We start from the raw sequence: 7,306 nt of genomic DNA, 5'->3' as shown, positions 1-7,306 counted from the left end.
CGATGTCTGTCATGCGGGTCCTCCGAGGCTCAGCTCTTGATGTAGGGCTTGCCCGCGGCGGCAGGTCCCCTGACCTGACCGGCGAAACCGGCCACGGCGATGATGGTCACCAAATAGGGCAGCATGAGCATGAACTCCCCCGGGATCGGGGTCTTGAGCACCGTCAGCAAGTTTTGGAGGTTGGTCGTGAACCCGAACAGCAGCGCCGCGAGCGTCGCCCGTACCGGGTCCCAGCGTCCGAAGATGACCGCCGCCAGGGCGATGAAGCCCAGGCCCGCGGTCATCTCTTTGCCGAACTGCGGCACCGAGACGAGAGTGAAGTAGGCGCCCCCGATTCCCGCGATGGCCCCCGCGAGCAGGACGTTCCAGAACCGGGTCGGATTCACACGGATGCCGACAGTGTCGGCCGCCTGCGGATGCTCACCGACAGCTCGCAGCCGCAACCCCCAGCGCGTCCGATACAGCCCCCAGGCCACGACAGCGACCGCGACGTACATCAGGTACACGATGAGCGTCTGGTTGAACAGGACCGGCCCGAGGAGCGGGATGTCGCTGAGAAGGGGAATCGCGATCGGCGCGAACCGCTCAGGGCTGTTGAGCAGGTCCTCGTTCGGCACGAGCAGCGCACCGAACAGGAATCCCGTGACTCCCGTGACGAGCACATTGAGCACGACACCGACGATGACTTGCTCGACGAGGTACTTGATGGCGAAGGCTGCCAGGACGAAGGCGACCATCGCCCCGCCGAGCATCGCGCCGACAAGGCCTACGAGCGGACTGCCGGTGAGGCTTGACAGCACGGCAGCCGAGAACGCCCCAAGTAGCAGCTGGCCCTCGATGGCCACGTTGACGACGCCCGCGCGCTCTCCGATGACACCGCCGAGCGCGCCGAACACGAGCGGCACCGAGAGCGAGATGGCCCCCACCAGGAGGCTCGTGAGCGGCACGAGCCCGTCGGCTCCGGCCCAAACAAGAAAGGCGGTGATCGCGAGCACGCCGAAGGGGATCGTGAGCCACAGCGGGACGGTCCGGTACGCCCAGGATCGCAGCGCGGCCAGCGCCGTCAGCACGACCATCACCGCGACGAGGATCCAGCTCGTCACCGCGGTGGGCACCTCGACGCGCGCCGACGATGCGCCGCCGAAGTCGAACGTGGTCACGCCGTCACGGGGAAGAGCGAGCAACAGGAGTGCCAGCATCGCCGCCGCGATGGCCAGGACGATCGGCACCTTGAGATGACGTTCGCGGACTGTCATGAGCGCGTCCGGGCTCTTCGGCAGCGTCGCGCTCATGCCGTCACCGCCTTCTTCGCGGACTTGGCTCTGGCTGCGGCGGCCTTCTCCTCCTGCGTCTTCGGGAGGAAGAAGATCGCGCGCAGCAGCGGGGGCGCGGCGATGAACAGCACGATCAGGGACTGGACGACGAGGACGATGTCCACGGGGATGCCTTGCGCCTGCATCGAGAAGGATCCTGCCTTCAGGGCGCCGAACAGGATACCTGCGGCGAAGGTGCCCCAGGCCCGGCTGCGACCCAGCAGTGCGACGGTGATGGCGTCGAAGCCGATGCCAGCATCGATGTTCGCGGTGAACCCGTTCGTGACGGCGCCCTGGATCTGGTTCATGGCAGCCAAACCCGCGAGGCCGCCCGCGAAGAGCATTGCGTAGACATAGATGCGTTGCACGCTGATGCCCGCAGCCCGGGCCGCGTGGGGGTTCTCTCCCACGGCCCGCATCCGGAGCCCGAGCGCCGAGCGCTCTACGAGCCACCAGACGAACACGGTCGCTGCGATGACGATGACAAAACCCCAGTCCAGAAGTGGGAACCCTTCACCGAACAGGGTCGGGAACTGCGCGGCCTCCGGAGTCGCCGCCGAGATCGGCTGGTTGGTTCCCGGTCGCTGCAGCAGTCCCGGGGTGCGGATCATCCACAACAGGAGGTAATACGCCACGTAGTTGAACATGATCGTGAGGATGACTTCGTGCGCGCCGGTACGCGCCTTGATGAGTCCCACGATCCCGCCCCAGATCGCACCGCCGAGGATGCCGGCCATCAGCGTCACCGGCAGCTGCAGCCACATTGGCAGGCCCAGGTTGTAGGTGAACAGTGCGGCGAAGATCACGCCGACGAGCATCTGGCCGCGGGCACCGATGTTGAACAGACCGACTCGGAACGCGAGCGCGACACCGAGTCCCGCGGCGATCAGCGGGGCGGCGGTGCCCAGCGAGTTCGTCAGTGGCCGAATCTGGGTCGCGAAATCATCAGCGCGGTAGTTGAACACGGCGCCGCGCAGAAGCGCGTCGTATCCGCCCACCACTGCGTTCCACACGGCGACGACAGTGTCGCCGGGACGGGCGAAGAAGTAGGCGGATGCCGCCTGCACGTCTTCGTTGGTGAAGGCGATCAGCACTCCCCCGACGATCATCGACAGCACGATCGCGAGGATGGTCATGACGGCGTTGCCGCGAAGCAGGTCGGTCAGGAACGCGTTCACGCGCGGCGGCGCGGGCTGCGGGTCCACGAGGGGCCCCGTAAGGTGCGGGAGCTGCTCGGGAGGCAGACCCTTCGTGGAATCCTCGGCACCCGGTGTGGCACCACTCATGCTGCTGTCCCTTCGGAATCGGCGACCCCGGCCATGAGCAGACCGAGCCGGCTTCGGGGGGTATCGGCGGAAACGATGGCCATCAGCTTGCCTCGGTACATGACGGCGATGCGGTCGGCGAGCGCGACGACCTCGTCGAGCTCGGTCGACACGACCACGACGGGGACACCACTGTCGCGGGTCTCGATGACCCGTTTGTGGATGAACTCGATCGACCCGACGTCGACGCCGCGCGTGGGTTGCGCCGCGATGAGCAGACGCAGCGGCCTGCTCAACTCGCGGGCGATCACCACCTTCTGCTGGTTCCCGCCCGACAGCGTACGCGCGGGCGCTTCGGCTCCCTGCGTACGGATGTCGTACTCGTGGATGCGATCGCGGGCGAAGCGGTCGCGCTCCGCCGCCCGGACCGTTCCAAACCGAACGAACTCGGGATCGGAGGTGCGGTCCAGGATGAGGTTCTCTGCAACCGAGAACGGCCCGACGAGGCCGTCCACCGTGCGGTCTTCGGGCACGAAACCGACGCCGGCATCGAGGATGGCGTGAACGCTCTTGCCCGTCAGCTCGACACTGTCGAGCCGAATCGACCCCTCGACGCGCGCGGCGAGTCCCATGATCGCCTCGACGAGCTCGGTCTGCCCGTTGCCCTGCACTCCGGCGATGGCGAGGACTTCCCCGGGGTGCACGTCGAACGACACGTCGTCGACGACGATGGCGCCGTGCGACGTGATCACGCGAAGGTCCCGGACCGCCAGTCCCCCCTCACCCGGCCGGGCCGGCGCCTTGTGCACCGTGAGCTCGACGGCCCGGCCCACCATCATCGATGCGAGTTCCTCGTTGGTCGCGGTGGGTTCCGCTTCGCCGACGACACGACCAAGCCGGATGACGGTAATGGCGTCGGCCACCTCGCGCACCTCACGCAGCTTGTGCGTGATGAAAACGATTGCGGTGCCCTCGTCCCGCAGCTGACGCATGATGGCCATCAGCTCGTCGGTCTCTTGGGGGGTAAGCACTGCCGTCGGCTCGTCGAAGACGAGAACCTGGGCGTCTCGCGAGAGAGCCTTGATGATCTCGACGCGCTGCTGCACTCCCACCGGCAAATCGCCGACGACGGCATCCGGATCGATGTCGAAGCCGAACCTCTCGGCAACCGCGCGCACGTGGTCGCGCGCCCTCGACAGGTCGAGCATCCCGCCGAACGTGGTTTCTTCGTGGCCGAGCATCACGTTCTCGGCGACGGTGAAGACGGGGACGAGCATGAAATGCTGGTGCACCATGCCGATTCCCGCCGCCATGGCATCGCCCGGACCGCGGAACCGCCGCGGGGCGCCATCGAGCAGGATCTCGCCCTCGTCGGCCTGATAGAGCCCGTAGAGGACGTTCATCAGGGTCGACTTACCGGCGCCGTTCTCGCCCAAAAGCGCATGGATCTGTCCCGGCTCAACGACGAGGTCGATGCGGTCATTGGCGACGAGGCTTCCGAACCGTTTGGTGATTCCTCGGAGCTCAAGCTTCATATCTGCACCCTACTCAGCCGACGCGGTGCGCGAGAGCAGCGCGCCCGGAAATGGGTTCGGGGCGAACAGCGCCTCAGCGCTGCTCGCCCCGAACGGGGAACTCAGTGGTGCGAACTCACGGGGAGTTGGGCGAGTCGACGACGATGTCGCCAGAGATGATCTGCTCCTGCAAGGCAGCCAACTCGTCAAGCAGGCCTGCGGGCAGCTGCGATTCGAAGTCGTGGAAGCTCGAGAGCTTGACACCCTCGTTCTCCAGCGTGCCCACGTAGGGCTCGACCTCGAACTCGCCCATGGCGGCCGCGATCGTCGCGTCGTAGACCGCGACGTCGATCGCCTTCATGATCGAGACGAGCGTGATGCCAGCGACGGAGTCGTCGGCGACGGCGAGGTCACTGTCGACACCGAGCATGAGCGTGTCTTTGCCGCTGTCGGCGATCGCCGCGGCGGCGCTCTGGTAGATCGGGCCACCGACTGGCAGGATCACGTCGACGCCCTGGTCGAGCACGCCCTGTGCCGTCTGCTTCGCAGTGTCGTTCGCCTCGAAGCCACCGGTGAACGAGCCTTCCTGGGTCGTGGTGTCCCACCCGACGACCTCGACGCTCGCGCCCTTGTCCTCGTTGTACTTCTCGACGCCCAGCTGGTAGCCGTCCATGAAGACCGCGACCGACGGGATCTGCATCCCGCCGAAGGTGCCGACCTTGTTCACGCCCGCCTCGGCAGACCACGCAGCGGCCGCGTAGCCACCGAGGTAGGCAGCCTGCGCGGTGTCGAAGACGAGCGGCTTGACGTTCGGGGCATCCGTGGTGCCATCGAAGTCGTTGTCGGCCCAGTCGTCGATGATCGCGTAATCGACCTCGGGGTTGGCCAGCGCCGACTCGACCGTCGCGGCGGAGAGGTTGAAGCCGACCGACACGATCAGGGTGCAGCCCTCGGAGACAGCGGTCTCCATGTTGGGCGCGTAGTCGTTCTCAGAGGTCGACTCGAGTTCGAGGGCCTCGACGCCGAGCTCGGCGACGGCACGGTCCATGCCTTCCTTGGCCGACTGGTTAAACGACTTGTCGTTCCAGCCACCGGCGTCCGAGATCAGGCACGGCATGAAGCCTTCGACGACGTCGCCGCCGGCAGCTGCCGTGGTCTCCGTGTCAGTGGGGGCCGACGCGCAGCCGGCGAGTGCAACGAACATGCTTGCGGCAACGAGGCCGCCGAGCACGCGCTTACGGGTGGAAATGGTCAACTGTGCCTCCAGGTGAAGGGCCCGCCCAGACGGCGGGTGCATCTGGAGAATCTACCTAGCGAATCGCCACGATGCATGCTCCAGACAGCCGCCACTAAGCAATGGTTACAAACCCGCAATAGAGTCGTCACGCAAACTGCTCGCGCCGGGGCTCAGGCATGTCAGAGGACGTCGCCGCGACCGCCGAGCTTGAGCGCGTCGACGACACCCTTCACCCGCTGCGCGTGCTCGCTCGTGGTCACCAGGAGAGCATCCGGAGTGTCGACGACGACGATGTCCTGCACACCGATGAGGCTGATCACCCGCGATGTCTGCGACACGACGATGCCGCTGGAGGCGTCAGAGAGGATGCGGGCATTCTCGCCGAGGATGGCGAGGTCGTTCTTGCGGCCGTGGGAGTTGAGCTTTGCCAGGCTCGCGAAGTCGCCGACGTCATCCCAGTCGAAGTGACCAGGGATCACAGCGAGCTTGCCCTTCTCGGCGGCGGGCTCGGCGACCGAGTAGTCAATCGCGATCTTGGTCAGGGCGGGCCAGACCCGGTCGACGACCGGCCCCCGACGGTCGCGGTCGTCCCAGGCCTCGGCGAGTTCCACCAGCCCGGCGTGAAGTTCGGGGTTGTTCGCCTCGATCTCAGCAAGCAGCACGTCGGCGCGAGAGATGAACATCCCCGCGTTCCAGAGGTACGAGCGGTCGGCGAAATAGGCCCGGGCCGTCTCGAGGTCGGGCTTCTCTACGAATCGCTCGACGGTGGCAGCCTCCGGTGCGCCGTCCACGAGAAGTTCGTCGGCCTTCTTGATGTAGCCGAAACCGACCGAGGGCTCGGAGGGCTGGATGCCGATCGTGCTGATGTATCCCTGCCGCGCCACCGCGACGGCCTGCTGCACCGCCCACTGGAAGAGGTGCGGAGGCCGGATGACGTGGTCGGCCGCAAAGGATCCGATGATGACGTCGGGTTCACGGCGCACGAGCACGGCAGCCGCCAGGCCGATCGCCGCCGTCGAGTCGCGGGGCTCCGATTCGAGGAAGACGTTGCGGTCGGGGACGCCGGGCAACTGGGCCTCGACGGCTGCGCGGTGCGCGCGCCCGGTGACCACGGCGATGCGCTCGCTTCCTGCCAGAGGTTCGAGCCGATCCCAGGTGTCACGGAGCAGGGAGTGCCCGGATCCGGTGAGGTCGTGCAGGAACTTCGGGGCGTCGGCACGCGAGAGCGGCCAGAGCCGGCTGCCGATGCCGCCCGCGGGGATGACGGCATAGAAGTCGGAGATCTCCTGAGACATGCCCCCAGGCTACTGGGGCGGCCTTTCGAGCACGTGTCCGGGAAGTGACAGCACGCGACAGCAGTACCCCCGAACTAAGGGTGGCCTAAGAGCCGCGCCCGCTGCGGGCGCAATAGGATGGGACTCGCGCCCGAGTGACGCCGAGGGACCTGCGCCAGGTTCCCGTTGGGGCACTGACCGCCCCGCTCGTGTTCGATCCAGGGAGGACGACCGTGTCTGCACCAGCACGCGTCACACCGTCGGTATCCGAAACCACCTCCAAGACCCCTCGTGGAACGCTATACCGCGGCCACGAGGGCATGTGGTCGTGGGTTCTTCATCGCATCACCGGCGTCGCCATCTTCTTCTTCCTTCTCGTCCATATCCTCGACACCGCGCTCATTCGGGTCTCCCCCGAGGCCTACAACGCGGTGATCGGCACCTACAAGAACCCGATCATGGGCATCGGCGAGGTGTTCCTGGTCGGCGCGATCGCCTATCACGCCTACAACGGCCTGCGCATCATCATCGTGGATTTCTGGTCCAAGGGTGCGCGCTACCAGCGTCAGCTCTGGTGGATCGTCCTCGGCGTCTGGGCGGTGACGATGATCGGGTTCACCCCCCGTCACCTCATCAATGTCTTCAGCTCGATGGGAGGCGGTCACTGATGAGCGCTCCTGCGATCGCCGAACCCCGCGCCTCC

General features: G+C 66.5%; 6 protein-coding genes. 1 reads left to right on the top strand and 5 read right to left on the bottom strand.

Annotated elements, in window-relative coordinates; genetic code table 11:
* Positions 1 to 29: 29 nt before the first annotated feature.
* The 5 genes from B3587_RS01025 to B3587_RS01005 form a co-directional block, all read right to left on the bottom strand.
* Positions 30 to 1,292 (bottom strand): ABC transporter permease, encoded by a 1,263-nt coding sequence (locus B3587_RS01025; protein ID WP_292725909.1) that lies wholly within the window; start codon positions 1,290 to 1,292, stop codon positions 30 to 32.
* The gene (locus B3587_RS01020; RefSeq protein ID WP_292725907.1) at positions 1,289 to 2,599 is read right to left on the bottom strand and encodes an ABC transporter permease; all 1,311 of its coding nucleotides are present in this window, start codon (positions 2,597 to 2,599) and stop codon (positions 1,289 to 1,291) included. The genes B3587_RS01025 and B3587_RS01020 overlap by 4 nt, the downstream gene beginning before the upstream one ends.
* On the bottom strand, positions 2,596 to 4,113 hold the full coding sequence (locus tag B3587_RS01015) for an ABC transporter ATP-binding protein (RefSeq protein ID WP_292725905.1): 1,518 nt from the start codon (positions 4,111 to 4,113) through the stop codon (positions 2,596 to 2,598). The genes B3587_RS01020 and B3587_RS01015 overlap by 4 nt, the downstream gene beginning before the upstream one ends.
* A 115-nt stretch (positions 4,114 to 4,228) precedes the next feature.
* Positions 4,229 to 5,347 (bottom strand): BMP family lipoprotein, encoded by a 1,119-nt coding sequence (locus B3587_RS01010; RefSeq protein ID WP_292725904.1) that lies wholly within the window; start codon positions 5,345 to 5,347, stop codon positions 4,229 to 4,231.
* A gap of 161 nt (positions 5,348 to 5,508) precedes the next feature.
* Complete coding sequence (locus B3587_RS01005) at positions 5,509 to 6,624, bottom strand: mannose-1-phosphate guanylyltransferase (RefSeq protein WP_292725902.1); 1,116 nt, start codon at positions 6,622 to 6,624, stop codon at positions 5,509 to 5,511.
* Between the two features lie 212 nt (positions 6,625 to 6,836).
* Here B3587_RS01005 and sdhC point away from each other — a divergent pair, with 212 nt between their 5' ends.
* The gene (sdhC, locus tag B3587_RS01000; RefSeq protein ID WP_228179563.1) at positions 6,837 to 7,271 is read left to right on the top strand and encodes a succinate dehydrogenase, cytochrome b556 subunit; all 435 of its coding nucleotides are present in this window, start codon (positions 6,837 to 6,839) and stop codon (positions 7,269 to 7,271) included.
* Positions 7,272 to 7,306: the final 35 nt, after the last annotated feature.

The organism is Microbacterium sp. UBA837 (assembly GCF_002296025.1).
GTDB lineage: Bacteria > Actinomycetota > Actinomycetes > Actinomycetales > Microbacteriaceae > Microbacterium.
Note: the sequence above shows the minus strand (reverse complement) of the source record. Positions and strands in the feature narration are given on the sequence as shown.